The following is a 16,418-nucleotide window of genomic DNA, read 5'->3' as shown; positions in this document are numbered from 1 at the left end:
ATCTTTTTGCCTTCGTAAAGGCCTTTCATAGCTTCTTCTTTGAAGCGCTCAAAATCAAATTTCTCGTTGTTCATTATACTGTGTCTAAAAATAAGTATTTATTTAATGACACAGTTTAATTTACACCTTCAGCCTCTTTGCTTAATCATTTCAGATACTCAAAAATATTTACTTCTTTTATGTGAACGTCTTAGAAAATCTTTAAAAAATGCGGTATGCGTAGCTCCCATTAAAATAAAAATTCTATCATCTTTACTAACAAGAATATTATTCATATTTGCGAACATCATTAAATTTCTGTTATAAAATTTTGATGCTTGTTCAGCACCAATTTTATAATTACTGACTGATATTGTAGTCAACAAATCTGCATTAATATTTATTAAAAAGTCTAAATATTCTGGTTGATTATTTAAATACAATTGTTCTTTTACATTCGTGTTATTTGGATTAATGTTATTTAGAAATAAATTTTCATTTACTAACGCATAGTATTTTTTCAACGTTAAAGAGTCTTGTTGATTTTTTAAGTAATTGGCTATAGAATAAAAATAATCTTGTTTGTAATCTATTCCATAAATCTTTTGCGAATTACTCAATCTACCTACTTCAAAAGCTAAGAGCTCAATTTCTGATGGATTATTAAAGTTATGTTTGGGGTTTTTTTAATAAGTATTGTATTTTTCTTTTAAAGTAGGATTAAATCTAGGCTCTTGCTCGACCAGTATAATTGTTGGTTTAAAGGCAGCAATTTGCTTGGCAATTTCATGAATTTGTTTAATATTATTTTGGTCATTTTCATCAAATTCAACTTTTCTTGCGTCTGATGTATTCCCCATATGGAAAGTACCAAGATTCAAGACTGGAATTGCATTGTCAAATTTAGTTTTAAAATTGAAGACTTGTTGTCCAAGAGAATTATTGCTGATAAAAGCAATGAAGACTATTGTAAATAAATATTTCATAATTATAAAAGGTTTAATAAAAAAGGATCAAGTAAAAAATTTGACTTGATCCTTTTAAATAGGTTTAACTTAGTAGTAATAAACTGTTTCTTTTATTACCCTTTAATACTCTTAATAAAATCAGGGATTTTTTCTAAGTAATTTTCTTCGCCTAAAAGCTTAACAAAAGCAGTTCCGACGATTGCGCCATTGGCATAAGTGGTTGCTTTTTGGAAAGTTTCTTGATTTGAAATACCAAAACCAATAATAAATGGATTTTTCAAATCCATATCTTTTATGCGTTTGAAATACGCTTCAGCTTGATCTTTTACTTCTAGATTTTTACCTGTTGTCGCATTCGACGAAAGTAAATAGATGAAGTTAGTAGACAAATCATCGATTTTGCGAATTCGTTCATCCGAAGTTTGTGGAGTTACTAAGAAAATATTGCTTATATCATTTTCTTCGAAAACTGTTTGGTACAATTCCTCATATTCGTACATCGGCAAGTCTGGAATAATCGTTCCGTTGACACCAACATCCTTACACGCTTTGCAGAAATTCTCCACACCGTATTGCAATACAGGATTTACATATCCCATCAAATAGACGGGAATGTTGACATGTTTGCGTAAATCTTTCAATTGTTCGAAAAGAACTTTTAGTGACATGCCATTTTTCAAGGCTTCTTCCGAAGCATGTTGAATGGTGGGGCCGTCCGCTACTGGGTCAGAATATGGAAAGCCGATTTCTAAAAAATCTGCACCCGCTTCTTCTAAAGCTTTGGCAATCTGTACGGTACTATCCAACGTAGGGTAGCCCGCTGTAAAATATATAGATAGTAATCCGTTTGAATGTTTATTTAGTTGCATTTTTTAAAAGCATTATGCTTTAGGCTATAAGCAATAAGCGTATGGCTTATAGCCTATTGCCTATGGCAATATTATAAATTGAAATACTTCATATAATTATCTAAATCCTTGTCTCCACGACCTGAAAGACAAATCACCACCGTTTCATCACCTTTGAAATTCATTTTTTCCAAATGCGCTAACGCGTGCGAACTTTCAATAGCAGGAATAATACCTTCCCACTTCGTTAGACGTAATCCAGCTTGCATCGCTTCGTCGTCAGTAGCCGAGACATACTCACCACGCCCTGATTTAAATAGCCAAGCATGTTGAGGACCAATTCCTGGATAATCCAAACCTGCTGAAATGGAATATGGCTCGATAACTTGCCCATCATCTGTTTGCATCAAAATTTGACGGGAACCGTGCAAAACACCTTCTTTACCCAAAGCTGTTGTCGCTGCAGATTCACCAGAATCTACACCATGACCAGCAGCTTCTACAGCTACAATTTTGACATCTTCATCATCCAAGAAATGATAGAACATACCTGCAGCATTAGAGCCGCCACCAACACAAGCCATCACGATATCAGGCGTTTCTTTGCCTGTTTTTTCTAAGAGTTGTTTTCTTGTCTCAAATGAAATAATGGATTGAAAACGCGCAACCATATCGGGATAAGGATGCGGTCCTACGACCGAACCAATTATATAATGCGTATCCACTGGATTGTTTATCCAATCGCGCAAAGCTTCGTTCGTCGCATCTTTGAGTGTTTTACTCCCCGAAGTCGCAGGAACTACCGTCGCACCCATCATCTTCATACGCGCAACATTTGGCGCTTGTCGCTGAATGTCGATTTCACCCATGTACACCACACATTCTAAACCTTTCAACGCACAAACTGTCGCTGTTGCTACACCGTGTTGTCCAGCTCCAGTTTCAGCGATAATACGTTTTTTACCTAGGCGTTGTGCTAACAAAATCTGTCCAATGGTATTGTTGATTTTGTGTGCGCCAGTATGGTTCAAATCTTCTCTTTTCAAGAAGATATTTGCTCCATACAGTTCCGACAAACGTTTCGCGTGATACAAAGGCGAAGGTCTGCCGACATAGTCTTTTAGTAATTGCTCAAACTCTTCTTTGAATGAAGGGTCATTCATGATTTGCAAATATTGATTTTGCAATTCCTCCACATTGGGATACAACATTTCGGGGATGTAAGCCCCACCAAATGGACCGTAATATCCTTTGCTATCTACTTGATATTTACTCATTTTATAATAGAGATTGCTTGTGTTAATGATTGTATAATTTTTAATGCAGGTTCGATTTCAAATTTAGAATTTAAATCCAAACCATATAATCTGTTGTCTTCAAAACTTGCAGCATCTTCGATATTTTCTAACGAAATACCACCACTTAACCAATAAGGCGTTTGGTAAGGATAGTCTTGTAATTTCTCCCAATTAAATGTTTGACCTGTTCCACCATATTGTTTGCTCTTCGTGTCAAAAAGGAAATAATCAACTTTGCCGTCGTAAGGGGCGATACTTTCCCAATCAAATTCCTCATCAATCCCAAAAGCCTTGAATGTTTCAATACCTAGATCTTTTATTTCTTGACAGAATTCTGGAGATTCATCACCATGAAGTTGAACAACTTGTAAGTCAAATTCTTGGATTTTTGTTTGTATTTCCTCTTTTGAAGAATTGACAAATACACCAACTTTTTTGAAAGAAGAGGGGATACTAACCTCAGGTTTTCCCGAAACAAATCTTGCAGACTTAGCATAAAATATAAAGCCAATATAATCTACAGGCAAGGTCATAAGTTGACGGATATTATCCGCATCTCTCATTCCACAAACCTTTATTTTTAATTCTTTATTACGATTACGCATTTGTCAATTTCTTCAAACTATCTAAGGCTTTTAACCCTAATAAAGATTCTTCCGCCTCGTAATAACAATCACCAAATGTTTTTTCTGGATGGAACGTCTTAATCGCAAAAGCTGCATTTGTCAAGACCACATTATTTTGAACCGTATTTCCTTTACCTTCTATAATTTCTCTAAAAATTTTCGCTGCTTCTTCCACATTATCTCCTCCAGCTAAATCTTCTGCTTTCACAGCTTCAAAACCAAATTCTTCTACCGAATAATAGCTTTCCCCTTGATTGTTGATGACTTTAAAGTCTCCTGTTAAAGAGATTTCATCATAACCATCCAAAGCATGGATAATACTATATTGCTTTTCAGTATTTTGATACAAATAACCATATAGACGTGCCAGCTCTAAAGAAAAAACCCCAACAGACTGAAATTTAGGATTTGCTGGATTAGTCAAAGGTCCCAACATATTGAAGAAGGTTTTTACACCTAATGCTCGACGAATTGGTGCTACAGTTTTCATTGCAGGGTGGAATAGGGGAGCATGTAAAAAACAGATATTGGATTCGTCCAACTGCTTTTGTAAGACGTCTTTGTCATTGGTAAATTGATAACCTAAATATTCCATCACATTCGATGAACCACACCCCGAAGAAACACCAACGTTACCATGTTTGGCTACTTTATAACCGGCACCAGCCACTACGAAAGATGCTAAAGTCGAAATATTAAAAGTGTTTTTTCCGTCGCCACCTGTACCGCACATGTCAATCAAGTCATAACCTTGAAAATCCATCTTAAGACATAAATCATACATGGCATCGCGAAATCCACCCAATTCTTCTACACGAATACTACGCATACCATATGCTGTCATAAATGCGGCAATCTGATGTGTGTCGTATTTTCCAGTCGCAATATTCGTTAGAATCTCATATGCTTCTTTACGTGAGAAAGATTTGTATTCAAATAAATGCCTTAATATTTCTTTCATTTTGTTTTAATGTAATATGCGTTTTCTAAGTTCAGATTTTAGGTTATTGCCAAATAAAAAGGCTCACCATGTTGGCAAGCCTATTATATTTTGAATGTATACAAATTTATGCAATAGGGGATTGCCACAACTTTAACTGTTGTGCCACCACCATGCGTTATTTGTTAAAAATTGATTCATTTTTAAATTGTTGAAAGCAAATCTATATTATCTTTTTAAGAATGTCAAGTGATTTTTGAAAAAAAATAAAGAATTATAAAAGTCATTTATAATGATCATAAAATTTATTTTTAAGTATCTCCTGTGGGTCGTATTTCTTTTTTAAGCCAAAGAATGATTCGGATTGTGGATATGCTTGATGTAATAAGCTTTTTTCATTGTGTAGTCGATAGGGAAAATAAAACGTACCTGCATTATCAATAGCAATCTTTGAAAGTTTTTGCGTCATTTGTTTCATTTCCAATTCTGCCTTTTTTGTTTTAGGTTGGTTAAATAAAAAAACAAATCCAAAAACATTTTCTTGAGCGTAGCACATATAGCTTATCGTATCTTTAGCGACATCGCGGATGGTAATATTTAGCAAATCAATATGTTGATGAGGTAATACTTTTTGTATCTCTTTGATGAATGCATTAAAATTACGATTTGGTATAAAATATTCCTGAAGTATGTCTACGGTTGTAGAATCCTTATTCTCGATTAAATCAACTTGTTCATCCAACAATTGATTACGCGTAAAAACTTGATTTTTCCCAAATGAATAAGCATAATATTCTAGACTTGTTCGTAGCTGTTTGCCATAATTACTTTTTACAGTCCCCCTGAAAACTAATCTTTTTAATTCCGTAGGAATACTGTTGTAATTCGAATTAGGTCTTTTATCTGTTTTCGAAAAAATATTAAGTGTTGCATTCTGTAGAAAATGTTCTTTTGAAATATCTAATCTACCATACACTAATTCTGCTTTTTCATTGTTGGTGATATATTTTGAAAAATAATCCAAATATTCTTCTGCAGGAAAAGTCATTCTTGAATATTGTAGCGAAGAATTGCGTACAATTTCCAATTCAGCTTCCAAGATAATAGCAAATAATCCATAACCACCTATAATTAGTTTAAAAAGTTCTTGGTTTTCTGTTGATGAACACAAGATTACGCGTCCATCTGATGTCATTACTTTTAGAGATTTGATACTACTAGAAACTGGAGGAGAACTAGGTTGCCAGCCATGACCATTCACACTTATCGATCCACCTATACTAAAAGAACTAAAAGCCTGCATTACTTTTATGGATCGATTATATTTATCTAATTGTGATAGAGCTTCACTCCAAGTTGCTCCAGCACCTATTTTCATCGTATTGGTCATCGTGTCAATGCTAATTTTATTATAAGGGAGCATATTAATTACAATTCCATTCGGATACATCGTGTGACCTCCCATAGAGAATTTTCCACCAGCTATAGAGACTGGTAATCTTCTTTCTTTGGCTAATTTTAGTATAGATTGAAGTTGTAGAATAAACTTTTCTTCTTCTTTCTCTACATGAATGATGCTAACAATCTTTGTAAGATTTTGGCGACTAGCGTCATTGGTATAGCCATTTGGTACTGTTAGCCTATCTATATTTTCAGTCCATTTTACTTTTATAAGATGAAGAAATGGTCTTCCAATCAACAAAACGATTGCCGCAATGAATATCAATGGTATAATAACTTTTAACTTCATATACTGGTATTGTTGAATATAAAGTTAGCTTCTCAAAGTTGGTTTATTTTTGCCTTAAGGCAAAAAATTAAACTTTTGCACGAATGCGACTCAAGGTATGTTGGGTTATGCCGAGATAAGTTGCGATATGTCCTAAAGATACACGTTGTATAATTTCGGGATAGCGTTCGAGAAGTTGTAGATAACGCTCTTTGGCCGATAACATGCGTAGCGCATTAGCTTTTTCTTCGCTGCGGATATAATATTGTTCCGTAAGTATTCTTCCAATATAATTGAATTCAGGAAATTCTAGATATAGTTTTTGGAGTTTTGCAAAGCTTAATCGTAAAAGAATACAGTCATCAAGACCTTCCAAAGCCTCGAAAGATGGTTTCTGACTGAAAAAGCTAAAGACGGATATAGCCAATTCATTTTCAAATAGAAACCATGATGTATTATCTTTCCCCTCTTGATCAAGATAATATGAGCGAAGAGCTCCTTTATAAATAAAAAAAATGTATTTACTAGTTTCACCAATATCTAGAAGTAAATTTTTCTTCTTGATTTGAATGACATCAGAACCCTCGAAAATCTTTTCCTTTAAATTTTCAGATACAGGATGTATACTATTAAAAATGGAAATAACTTTTTCTACTACTTCATCTTTCATAATTGAAAGTAATGATAATAATGGAGATAAAACATTAGTATGTGGAAATTTTTAGGTCTTTATAAAAACAAAGAGAGAGATTTTATTATAAAATCTCTCTCTTTGTTTTTATCAGCTATTATCTATGTATAATTGGATCTAAGCTATTATCTTTATCTTCTCTAAAAATGGATAAGCTATAGGAGTTTGTAGCACTATATTTCCCTGTTAATGTTCCGCCACCTTTTTTCACATATTCCCAATATGCTGATTTGGCAAATCCATCTGATTTAGGTTCACCTAACAAAAGGACACCAGCAGCATGTGGTGATGCCATAGATGTTCCACTCATTGTAGTATATCCCCCTTTTAAATAAGTAGAAAGAATATCATAACCAGGAGCGGCATAATCTACACTACTTCCATAATTTGAGAATGTTGTCCAAAAGTCACCTGGAGCAACGGCAGAAATGGTGTAAATATTAGGATGATTCACAGCAGCAGGTGTGTACAAATCCGCATTATCATAACTATTTCCTGCAGCTATGGCTATTTTTATTCCTTTTGAAGCTACTTGCTCGGTCGCTAAGTCTGTTGCCGTATATCGAAAAGGTTCATCAGGCCCAAGGCTCATATTGACAACATCACCAACAGATCCATTAGCATATATATAGTCTAATGCACTAACAGTCCATGAAAAATCTCCTTTCCCATCTGAAGCAAGAACTTTTAACGATACAACCTTTGCTCCTGCAGCCACTCCAACTACACCTATACTATTATCTAATGCACCTATAATCCCCGCCACGTGTGTACCATGACCATTTGTGTCATCTGGATTATTGTCACCAGTGAATGATTTACTTCGCGCTACATCTACATTTAAGTCAGGATGGTCCAAATCGATACCCGAATCTACGACCCAAGCCGTCTTTCCTGCACCATTACCTGCGCCTCCTATACGCGTGATTCCCCATGGTACAGTTTGGCTTGGTTGGGTAACAACAGGAGGTTTCGGTTTTGCTAAGGCTATAAGATAATCTTGTTCGATGGATAATATCCTTGGGTCTGTGCGTAAAGCTTCCACCTCTTTTTCAGTAAGATTTTTTACATTACTTCAGAAGTACAGTTTGTCAGTAGAAGGCCCAATGCGGCTAAAAGAGGGAGATTCTTTTTCATATCTTATAGAATTAAGTTTATATAAATTTAACTTTAATTCTACTTAAAATCAATTATTGGTTAAGAAAATGTTAATAAAAATTAAATCAAGGTGATGTGGGGGGTATTTTCTATGATTATTTTGGATATAAATCAATACAAAACAAAATGAGCTTTGTTATTTCCTTTTGAAACTAATGTAAAAGAAGCAATTTTATCTTGTTCTAAGTATAAAGCAGCAACTTGGCGATTTTTATAATGCAAAAAAAATACTCGATCGCTATTTAATTCTTCTAAATCAATATCACGAACATCTTTTCGAGGCATTTGCATATAAGGTATATATTGAATTTCTTCAATCTTTTTACTCATCAGATTAATTCGAATTTCATCCAAGCTTACTTCCAAATAGTCATATAATTCATCATTCGGATTCTCCACTATTATATATTTACTCAAAATTACATCGGTGCGAATTTTATCATTCGACAAATCTTGAATGAAATTTTGGATAATTTCTAAATCAGTCTTCTTCTCCTGAATAGAATCTTGTGCAAAAATTGATAGTGTCTGAAAGAAGAAAAGGAAGGATAAAAGTATACGCATAGTATTAATTTTTGTCATTTGACTGAAGGATGAGTGAAAAGATTAATCGAGCCAACTAATTGGTAAAAGGTAAACTATAGCGTAAATTTAATAAGAAAGCGTGTTTGGTTTCATTGGCCTCATTCAATCTTGTTTTCAATACCCCTTCTGATTTGCTATATAAATAGTCTTTGCCATTTGAAATATTGAAATGATTCAAATCATAACTTATTCCAACATTTACATTAGAATTTATTGCATAGGATAGACCGAGCAATGTGCTGATTTTCTTTCCATTACCTTTATGCTCATAGCTAATTGGTTTTTCAAAATCCTCAATTAAGTTCCAATGCCCATACGCATAATACCTCGACAGATAACCTTCCGCTGCTATCTGAGTAGACCAGCGACTGCTTAATTTATAGTCTAAGGCAATCCCAAGACCATAATTTGGAAATTTATACTTGTAATAAGAATTAAGACCTGGGATATAATTACGGTCATTACTGCGCCAATCTCTATCATTTAAAAGATAAAGGCTTCTATTGGTATAATCAAAACTAAGGTAGGTAACTAGAGATAGATTTTCGTTCCTGCTTACATCATATCCTGGCTGAATTTTTATAGAATATCCAGATCCTTTATGATTACTTAAATACAATTCTGTAAAAGGAAGCGTTCTGTTATCTCCATCATAATCAAAATCTGTTACATTACCCGACAGTGTTTTATTGAATAAAAAATCTGTTTTGAATGATATGTTCTTGCGGGATAATTTTAAGGCTACGCCATATTCTACAGCATTTGTTGGGTCCCAGATTAGCTCGGAATATATATTTGGATTTCTACCCATTTCATTTCCTGCAATATTAAAGGATGATTTGGAGATAGAATAACCGACTTGGGGTTCAATAGAAAAAGTGGTCTTATCGGTCTTATCATAGGGTTGTACATTCTGAGCTGAGCTCATATTTACCCAGAATATTAATAAGCCAATAAGAATTGATTTTTGCATACCTTTTATTTTCTATAGAGACAAAGGTAAACGAAAATCGTTTAACATAAAATACGAATAAAGAAAGGCTTAGGCTAAAAAAATAAAAATCGCACTTCATTGGAGTGCGATTTTTATTCTAGATTAATACTCGTCTTCATTAAAAAAGAAATCATCTTTTGTTGGATAATCTGGCCAAATCTCTTCGATGTTTTCGTAAGGCTCACCATCATCTTCCAATGCTTGAAGATTTTCTATTACTTCTACAGGAGCACCAGAACGAATTGCATAATCGATTAATTCATCTTTTGTTGCAGGCCATGGTGCATCTTCTAAATGTGATGCTAATTCTAATGTCCAATACATAGTCTTACAATTTTTAATTTCACTTTTCGCAAAAATAATATAATATTTAATAAAAGCAAGTTTAATAGCAGCGAAATTACAATATTCTGTTTAGGCTATTTTCTTACTGAATTATATGCTGTTACTTTGCAGCCAATGGGTGCGCATTTTGTCATATACGTAGCGTTGTAATTCATCAAACTCTTCTTGTGTAAGAGTTTCGGTATCAATAGGTTTAAGGATTTTAATATGCACCACCCCTGGTCTTGAACCGTATTTCATTCCATCATCCCATAATATTCGCCAAACATCTTTAATTACGACCGGAAGAATCTTCACTTTATTGTCAATAGCCAATCGAAAAGAACCTGATTTAAATTCATGCATTCTCGGAGGATATTCGTCGTCAATTTTTCCTTCAGGAAATATAACTAGAGATTTACCCTCTTTCAATGTCTCATCCGCTTTCTTGTATGCTTTGAATGAAGATATTTTACTTTTTCGATCTACAGCGATATCGATGCTCCGAAAAAATATTCCTGTTACGGGATTTTTCAAGAGTTCCACTTTGCCCATAAATGAAAAAGGTTGCGGACAAAGGTAAGTTAAGGCTGTAATATCAAGAATGGAGGTGTGGTTGGGACAAATTACATAAGGCACACTCCAATCCATATTCTCTTCATCTTCATATTCCACATGAAATCGAATACCAACCAATGTAGTTGCGAATAAACTAATCCATTTACGGCAGAAGACGATTTGATTAAAATATTTCTTTGGATCTTTTGTGAAAAAATAGAGGCAAGGATAAAAAGGGATAAAAAATAGGAGAACGGCACCTAAATAAAGAAAGGTATGTATTTTTCTCAAAATTCTTATCATAAGTTAATATAATTTCAAGTTTAGATTAATATTAACGAATATATAGAAAAATAATAGGTCTAGAAATTTTCTAGACCTATTAATATTATCAATTCAAAGTGTTGACTATTTACTTAATTCCGCGTAGTATTTGTGGAATAAAGGAATAGTTTCAATTCCTTTTAAGTAATTTTCAATACCGTATTTCTCATTTGGAGAGTGTAAATTATCGCTATCCAAACCAAAACCTAATAATACAGTTTTAATCCCTAATTCTTGCTCGAATAATGCGACGATTGGAATAGAACCACCGCCACGAGTAGGAATAGGTTTTTTGTTGAACGTATCTTCCAATGCTTTTTCAGCAGCTTTGTATGCGATGCTATCTGTAGGTGTTACTACAGGTTCGCCACCGTGATGCGGTTTTACTTCTACTTTTACAGATTTTGGAGCTATAGCTTCAAAGTGAGTTTTGAAAAGTTCGGTAATACGCTCAGAATTTTGGTTAGGAACCAAACGCATTGAGATTTTAGCGTAAGCTTTAGAAGGTAATACCGTTTTAGCACCTTCACCAATATATCCACCCCAAATACCGTTTACTTCCAATGTCGGACGTATACCTGTACGTTCGATAGAAGTATAACCTTCTTCGCCCCATACATCTTCTACACCTAAGTCTGTTTTGTATTCTTCAATATCGAAAGGCGCTTCGTTTAAAGCTTTTCTTTCTTCTGGAGTCAATTCCACTACATCATCATAGAATCCAGGGATAGTGATGTGGTTGTTTTCGTCGTGAAGAGAAGCAATCATTTTTGAAAGTACAGTAGCGGGATTTGCTACAGCACCACCGTATACACCTGAGTGTAAGTCGCGGTTAGGACCAGTAACTTCTACTTCTACATATGAAAGACCACGAAGACCAGTTTCTAAAGAAGGATTCTCCAAGCTAATCATTGAAGTATCTGAAATGACGATAACGTCAGCTTTTAAACGCTCTTTGTTTGCTGCTACGAAGATACCTAAGTTAGCTGAACCAACTTCTTCTTCACCTTCAATCATGAATTTCACGTTACAAGCTAATTGGTTTTCACGAACCATATATTCGAAAGCTTTCACGTGCATATAGAATTGACCTTTATCATCGGCTGCTCCACGTGCATAGATCTTGCCATCACGTACAGTAGGCTCGAATGGAGGTGTATGCCACAATTCTAAAGGATCAGCAGGTTGTACGTCATAGTGACCATACACTAATACCGTTGGTAAAGAAGCATCAAAAATTTTCTCACCATATACAATAGGGTAGCCTGCAGTAGGACAGATTTCTACATTATCCGCTCCAGCATCTTTTAATTTTTGAGCTACAAATTCTGCAGTATTTAGTACGCCTTCTTTATATTGAGGATCAGCACTTACTGATGGAAAGCGCAATAATTCAAATAATTCTTCTAAGAAACGATCTTTGTTCGCTTCTACATATTCTTTGATGTTTTGCATTTGAAAAATGTTTTTACAAAAGTAGGGAATATTTGTGTAATAATCTTTTGCTCGATGTGACTAAAAAGTTGGAAGTTAAATTTGCCGTTAGTTTATGTAACGATTCTATAGTCTTACCGACAAAAATGGCGGTTTTACCGACAATAATATTCTATTTACAATTTTTGACTCAAAAAGTACAAACATTAGTGTTTTATTTGTAACTAAAATGCAAAAACTCCAATTCTTATAAACAATTTATTTTTAACACATACATATGAAGGGTACTTTACTATTACTGTTAGCTATGTTGGGTTTTATGGCCAATAGTTCCGCTCAGACCAAAATCTCTGGACGGGTATTGGATATTTCCGATAAGCTTAAATTAAAAAATGCTTCAATCATGCTTTTGCGTGCACAAGATTCTTTGCTTGTGGATTATACGAGAGCGGATGAAAATGGTTATTTCGAATTTCCAAAACCTACAAATGGAGATCATTTGATTGTGGTTTCTTATCCTAAATACGCTGATTTTTTTGAAGAAGTTAAAGCGGCTGACACAAAAACTGATTTGGGTGAAATTTTATTATCCAGTGTTGCGCATTTGATAGAGGAAGTGGTCGTGAAAAGACGAGCAGCTATAACTATCAAAGGTGATACTACAGAATATGATGCTTCGCAATTTACAGTGGAAAAGAATGCTAAGGTAGAAGACCTTTTGAAAGTTCTTCCGGGTATTACTGTAGATGCTGCGGGCAATATTACAGCTCAAGGAAAAACTGTGAAAAAAGTATTGGTCGACGGGGAAGAATTCTTTGGTGATGATCCAACATTAGTGACTCGTAATCTACGATCAGATATGGTAGACAAAGTACAGGTCTATGAAAAGAAATCTGATCAGGCTGAACGTACAGGTGTGGATGATGGCGTACGTGAGCAAACAATTAATGTGCAACTCAAAGATGATGCTAAGAATGGAATGTTTGGTAAAGCCTTAGCAGGTGGTGGCACCGATGATTATTATATGGGCCAATTGATGTTGAATATGTTCAAAGGTTCGAAAAAGCTTTCTGCTTATGGATTATTTGGCAATAATGGAACCACATCCATGAATTGGCAGGATGCGCAGAAGTATGGAATTGATATGGATGCTTCATACGAAGGTGGTGTCATGGTCGTAAATGATCCTTTCTCCGGTCAGGGTGTCATTGGTATTCCTCGTGTAATAAATTCAGGTATAAATTTCAATGATCGCTGGAAAAAAGATAAATATCAATTGAATTTGAGCTACAAGTATGGTAAGTTGCAAGCTGATGGTAATGAAGAAACTATTATGTCAGGTGTGATCAATAGTACAACCAATAAACTTGTAGATACAGATAATGATCAACATCGTCTTAATTTTAGATTGGACACGAAGATAGATTCTTTAAATCAATTTTTAATTACGGCAAATGCTTCTAAAAAATTATTGTGGAGCAGGGAAAATATCAAGTCTCAAAACTCAGGAAGTGATTTAACTCCATTGTCAAGCAATGTAAGTGATGAAGAGAAAGATCATAAAGTGGATAACATGGGAATTTCGGCTTTGTATACAAAGAAGTTTACTAAAGCAGGAAGATCTTTATCCTTAAATTTTGGAACAAGCAATGAGCAAACTACAGGCTACGGTTTCTTGTACTCTACATTAGACAATAAGCTAAATAACACAAAAGATACTACTGATCAATATAAAAATACCGATCAGCGAATCACGTCATTTCAAGGTGGAATAACGTATTCAGAGCCTTTATCCAAAGTATTGAATATTTCTGTAGGGTATGATTTAACACGTGTAGCAAATGAGTCTTTGATTGAGTCATTCAATAAGGGAACTTCGAACCAATACAATGAGTTGGATGAAGAATTCAGTAGTAACTACGATTACAACAGATTTAGTAATAATTACAAATTAGCTTTCATCTTCAATAAAGATAAGTTTACGGCTAATTTGACGAATAACTTTAATGACGATCATTTGAAGCAAGTAAATAATTATTCGAATAATTCGTTAGAAAGGAATTTCTTCACGTATAATCCAAGTTTGGTTACACAATGGAAAATTTCTACTTCGAAAAATTTGCGTATTTCGTATAATGGAAAGAATCAACTGCCTTCATTAAACCAAATTCAACCTATTCTGAATAACTCAGACCGATTGAATCAATACATAGGAAATGAGAATTTGAATCCATCATTTTCTAATACCATTGAAGGTTTCTTCCATAGTTTTAACATTTTGTCAAATCAATTCAAATATATTGGTGGTACATTCAATTTGATAAAAGATCCTATCGTTCAAAATATCACAACAGAAGATGGTGTAAACTATTACCGTTGGGATAATATCAACGGAAAGAATAATATGAATTTAAGTGCTTATGCAGGATATCATTTCAGATTGTACAAAGACTTAGTATTGGATAATTCTATTTCGCCGGTATTTTCTATCTCACGTAATCACAACTTCGTCGATGGAGATGCAAATGAAGTAAATTCACAAACTTACTCACTGGCATACGAGATCAAAAGAGAGACAAAAACAGGATTTAATTTCTCAACAAGATTCACACCACAATATCGTCAGATGACCTCAAATCTAAGTCCTGAGCAAGATAATAATGGTTTTGTATTTACCTCCGGAGGTAGTTTTGAATATTTCTTCTCGAAAACATTCAAAATATATACAAACTTTGATTACTCGTATGAGGCACCAACAGCAGCATTTGACCAAAAAATCGAACGCTTCTTAATTCACCCTGGTGTAAGTAAAAAATTCCTGAAAAATGAATCACTAGTCTTAGACTTTATGATTAATGATGTGTTGAATCAGAATATTGGCTATTCACGTATGCAGACGAATTCAATCTTTATGCAAAGAAGATTTGATACTATTCAACGTTACTACATGTTGAAGTTGTCTTGGGATTTTACGAAGATGTTTATTAAATAATAAAAAAGACAAAAATGAAATATTTATATATCCTAGCGTTATTAGTATTGGGTACTGGCTTTACAGCTAAGGCGCAGTATGCCATGTTTGCGGAAGAAGGTACTGTCTATTATGATAAGACAATGTATACAAAAAATATTCTTCGCAAACAATTTATAGAGAAGGCTGACGAAGCACAAAAGAATCAGATGAGTGCAATGTTGCCTAGAGTTCCTGAGAATATAGTGTTGAAAAAGTCGCTAAAATTCAAAGGAAATGAAACTTTGTTTGAATCTCAAAAGCAGGATTTAGATCCAATGATGAAGCAGATAATCATGATGTTGGCCTTAGATTTTGAGGCGACTACTTATTCTAATTTGGCAAATAATGAGTATAAAAGATACAATGATTTGATTGGTCAAAAGGTTATTATTCAAGATACTTTGAAAAAAGTGAAATGGACGATTACGGATGAATATCGTGAAATAGCAGGCTACAACTGTAGACGCGCCAATGGTATCACCGAGGATTCTACGTATGTAATTGGCTTTTATGCGAATGAAATTCCTATTGATGGTGGTCCGGAATCTATTAATGGATTACCTGGATTGATATTAGGATTAGTAGTTCCAAGTCAACACGTTTCATATTTTGCTTCGAAAGTAGAGGTTAGCAATAATGTTTTATTTGATAAGAAAGCGGTGGAGAATACAAAAATCAAAACAATGAGTCGTGCGGAAATTGCCAAAATGATGAGCGATGCTTTTGGAAATTATTTAAATAAAGCAACTGTAGACTACGTAATAAAATTATCCTTGATGTAAAACAGCAAGGCATATATAGCAAAAAAGGCTCACTTTTAGGGAGGGCACTGAAAAAGTCCCCTTTTATATTGGGCCAAAAAAAAAGGAGTGGAAAGTGCATTTTCTACTCCTTTTTTTGTATCTTAAATTAAGCTTTAACGGATATCAGGATGCTTTCTACCCAACAA

General features: G+C 34.2%; 16 protein-coding genes. 2 read left to right on the top strand and 14 right to left on the bottom strand.

Features of this window, described 5'->3' with window-relative positions; translation table 11 throughout:
- Positions 1 to 158: 158 nt before the first annotated feature.
- The 14 genes from H8B04_RS17185 to H8B04_RS15845 all read right to left on the bottom strand — a co-directional run bounded on the left by H8B04_RS17185 (position 159) and on the right by H8B04_RS15845 (position 12,477).
- Positions 159 to 629 carry a DUF5694 domain-containing protein gene (locus H8B04_RS17185; protein WP_317170676.1) on the bottom strand — a complete coding sequence of 157 codons (471 nt, stop codon included), beginning with the start codon at positions 627 to 629 and terminating at the stop codon, positions 159 to 161.
- A 36-nt stretch (positions 630 to 665) separates the two neighbouring features.
- Complete coding sequence (locus H8B04_RS17180) at positions 666 to 965, bottom strand: hypothetical protein (RefSeq protein ID WP_206366928.1); 300 nt, start codon at positions 963 to 965, stop codon at positions 666 to 668.
- Between the two features lie 95 nt (positions 966 to 1,060).
- Complete coding sequence (gene trpA / locus H8B04_RS15900; RefSeq protein WP_165292434.1) at positions 1,061 to 1,816, bottom strand: tryptophan synthase subunit alpha; 756 nt, start codon at positions 1,814 to 1,816, stop codon at positions 1,061 to 1,063.
- Positions 1,817 to 1,887: 71 nt separating this feature from the next.
- Entirely contained in the window at positions 1,888 to 3,072 is a 1,185-nt protein-coding gene (trpB, locus tag H8B04_RS15895) for a tryptophan synthase subunit beta (RefSeq protein WP_165292433.1), read from the bottom strand.
- On the bottom strand, positions 3,069 to 3,698 hold the full coding sequence (locus H8B04_RS15890) for a phosphoribosylanthranilate isomerase (RefSeq protein WP_190302982.1): 630 nt from the start codon (positions 3,696 to 3,698) through the stop codon (positions 3,069 to 3,071). The genes trpB and H8B04_RS15890 overlap by 4 nt, the downstream gene beginning before the upstream one ends.
- Positions 3,691 to 4,680 carry an anthranilate phosphoribosyltransferase gene (trpD, locus tag H8B04_RS15885; RefSeq protein ID WP_165292431.1) on the bottom strand — a complete coding sequence of 330 codons (990 nt, stop codon included), beginning with the start codon at positions 4,678 to 4,680 and terminating at the stop codon, positions 3,691 to 3,693. Before trpD ends, H8B04_RS15890 begins: the two co-directional genes overlap by 8 nt.
- A gap of 262 nt (positions 4,681 to 4,942) precedes the next feature.
- Positions 4,943 to 6,409 (bottom strand): FAD-binding oxidoreductase, encoded by a 1,467-nt coding sequence (locus tag H8B04_RS15880; protein ID WP_190302981.1) that lies wholly within the window; start codon positions 6,407 to 6,409, stop codon positions 4,943 to 4,945.
- Positions 6,410 to 6,476: 67 nt separating this feature from the next.
- A complete protein-coding gene (locus tag H8B04_RS15875; protein WP_190302980.1) occupies positions 6,477 to 7,058 on the bottom strand; it encodes a Crp/Fnr family transcriptional regulator in 582 nt (193 codons plus the stop codon).
- 118 nt (positions 7,059 to 7,176) lie between these two features.
- A complete protein-coding gene (locus tag H8B04_RS15870; RefSeq protein ID WP_190302979.1) occupies positions 7,177 to 8,124 on the bottom strand; it encodes a S8 family serine peptidase in 948 nt (315 codons plus the stop codon).
- A 224-nt stretch (positions 8,125 to 8,348) separates the two neighbouring features.
- Positions 8,349 to 8,801: a hypothetical protein gene (locus H8B04_RS15865; protein WP_190302978.1), complete on the bottom strand. Its 453-nt coding sequence runs from the start codon at positions 8,799 to 8,801 to the stop codon at positions 8,349 to 8,351.
- Between the two features lie 55 nt (positions 8,802 to 8,856).
- A complete protein-coding gene (locus H8B04_RS15860; protein ID WP_190302977.1) occupies positions 8,857 to 9,795 on the bottom strand; it encodes a hypothetical protein in 939 nt (312 codons plus the stop codon).
- A gap of 123 nt (positions 9,796 to 9,918) precedes the next feature.
- Positions 9,919 to 10,140: a DUF2795 domain-containing protein gene (locus H8B04_RS15855; RefSeq protein WP_002996718.1), complete on the bottom strand. Its 222-nt coding sequence runs from the start codon at positions 10,138 to 10,140 to the stop codon at positions 9,919 to 9,921.
- Positions 10,141 to 10,251: 111 nt separating this feature from the next.
- A complete protein-coding gene (locus H8B04_RS15850) occupies positions 10,252 to 10,989 on the bottom strand; it encodes a lysophospholipid acyltransferase family protein (RefSeq protein WP_223815468.1) in 738 nt (245 codons plus the stop codon).
- 117 nt (positions 10,990 to 11,106) lie between these two features.
- The gene (locus H8B04_RS15845) at positions 11,107 to 12,477 is read right to left on the bottom strand and encodes a dipeptidase (RefSeq protein WP_190302975.1); all 1,371 of its coding nucleotides are present in this window, start codon (positions 12,475 to 12,477) and stop codon (positions 11,107 to 11,109) included.
- 256 nt (positions 12,478 to 12,733) lie between these two features.
- On the opposite strand from H8B04_RS15845, the gene H8B04_RS15840 reads away from it, so the two are divergent.
- Together H8B04_RS15840 and H8B04_RS15835 are read left to right on the top strand one after the other, a co-directional pair.
- Complete coding sequence (locus H8B04_RS15840; protein ID WP_190302974.1) at positions 12,734 to 15,448, top strand: outer membrane beta-barrel protein; 2,715 nt, start codon at positions 12,734 to 12,736, stop codon at positions 15,446 to 15,448.
- A 14-nt stretch (positions 15,449 to 15,462) separates the two neighbouring features.
- Positions 15,463 to 16,251, top strand: a complete 789-nt coding sequence (locus H8B04_RS15835) for a GLPGLI family protein (protein WP_165292422.1) — start codon at positions 15,463 to 15,465, stop codon at positions 16,249 to 16,251.
- The last annotated feature ends 167 nt before the right edge of the window (positions 16,252 to 16,418 follow it).

The organism is Sphingobacterium litopenaei (genome assembly GCF_014692495.1).
GTDB classification, from domain to species: domain Bacteria; phylum Bacteroidota; class Bacteroidia; order Sphingobacteriales; family Sphingobacteriaceae; genus Sphingobacterium; species Sphingobacterium litopenaei.
The sequence above is the reverse complement of the archived record's forward strand: the minus strand, read 5'-3'. Positions and strand labels throughout refer to the sequence as shown.

Bases quoted from the DNA above. Each gene is read 5' to 3' on its own strand.
- H8B04_RS15860 (WP_190302977.1), bottom strand. From the start codon at position 9,795: ATGCAAAAATCAATTCTTATTGGCTTATTAATATTCTGGGTAAATATG.
- trpD (WP_165292431.1), bottom strand. From the start codon at position 4,680: ATGAAAGAAATATTAAGGCATTTATTTGAATACAAATCTTTCTCACGT.
- trpA (WP_165292434.1), bottom strand. From the start codon at position 1,816: ATGCAACTAAATAAACATTCAAACGGATTACTATCTATATATTTTACA.
- H8B04_RS15880 (WP_190302981.1), bottom strand. From the start codon at position 6,409: ATGAAGTTAAAAGTTATTATACCATTGATATTCATTGCGGCAATCGTT.
- H8B04_RS15890 (WP_190302982.1), bottom strand. From the start codon at position 3,698: ATGCGTAATCGTAATAAAGAATTAAAAATAAAGGTTTGTGGAATGAGA.
- H8B04_RS15865 (WP_190302978.1), bottom strand. From the start codon at position 8,801: ATGCGTATACTTTTATCCTTCCTTTTCTTCTTTCAGACACTATCAATT.
- H8B04_RS15875 (WP_190302980.1), bottom strand. From the start codon at position 7,058: ATGAAAGATGAAGTAGTAGAAAAAGTTATTTCCATTTTTAATAGTATA.
- H8B04_RS15845 (WP_190302975.1), bottom strand. From the start codon at position 12,477: ATGCAAAACATCAAAGAATATGTAGAAGCGAACAAAGATCGTTTCTTA.
- trpB (WP_165292433.1), bottom strand. From the start codon at position 3,072: ATGAGTAAATATCAAGTAGATAGCAAAGGATATTACGGTCCATTTGGT.
- H8B04_RS17180 (WP_206366928.1), bottom strand. From the start codon at position 965: ATGAAATATTTATTTACAATAGTCTTCATTGCTTTTATCAGCAATAAT.
- H8B04_RS15835 (WP_165292422.1), top strand. From the start codon at position 15,463: ATGAAATATTTATATATCCTAGCGTTATTAGTATTGGGTACTGGCTTT.
- H8B04_RS15855 (WP_002996718.1), bottom strand. From the start codon at position 10,140: ATGTATTGGACATTAGAATTAGCATCACATTTAGAAGATGCACCATGG.
- H8B04_RS15840 (WP_190302974.1), top strand. From the start codon at position 12,734: ATGAAGGGTACTTTACTATTACTGTTAGCTATGTTGGGTTTTATGGCC.